1 protein-coding gene is annotated in these 550 nt (G+C 61.5%); it reads left to right on the forward strand.

The features are described from left to right. The coding region (locus HIJ39_RS23370) for a group II intron maturase-specific domain-containing protein (RefSeq protein WP_275107416.1) at positions 1 to 499 on the forward strand (499 nt) is incomplete at its 5' end. Between the last annotated feature and the right edge of the window lie 51 nt (positions 500 to 550).

The raw sequence follows: 550 nt of genomic DNA on the forward strand, positions 1-550 counted from the left end.
CGCGCGACGATTTCTCCGAGCGCTACCCCAACGGATGCGGAAGTTCGCCTTGACACTGGCTGAGGAGAAGACGCGGCTGATTCCCTTCGGACGGCGCCATTGGCGTGCCAACCAGCCGTACCCGCACCATTTTGACTTCCTTGGGTTCCGGCACCATCTCAGCCACGACCGACACGGTCGAATGGCCGTTGTCCGGCTCCCGAGCCCGAAAAGCCGCCAGAAATTTCTGCAGGAGGTCAAACAGTGGCTACGGGTGCACCAGCATGACCGCCCACGCGCGCAAGCGCGGGTGCTTCACGCCAAGATACGGGGATTCTACCAATACTTCGGCGTGCCGCACACGACCGCTGCTCTGGGGCGCGTCGGCTATGCTGTCCAATGGTATTGGTATCGGTCACTGAGTCGCCGGAGCCAAAAGGGAAAGGTCACATGGGAGGCACTCAAGCGGTGCCCGTGGTTTCTCCTGCCACGTCCGCGAGTCGTCCATCCGACAGTGTAACGTGTGCGAAATCGGGGAGCCGGATGCGTAAATTGCGCACGTCCGGTTCTA

This window comes from Sulfobacillus harzensis, from assembly GCF_012933365.1.
In the GTDB taxonomy this organism is placed as follows: domain Bacteria; phylum Bacillota; class Sulfobacillia; order Sulfobacillales; family Sulfobacillaceae; genus Sulfobacillus_B; species Sulfobacillus_B harzensis.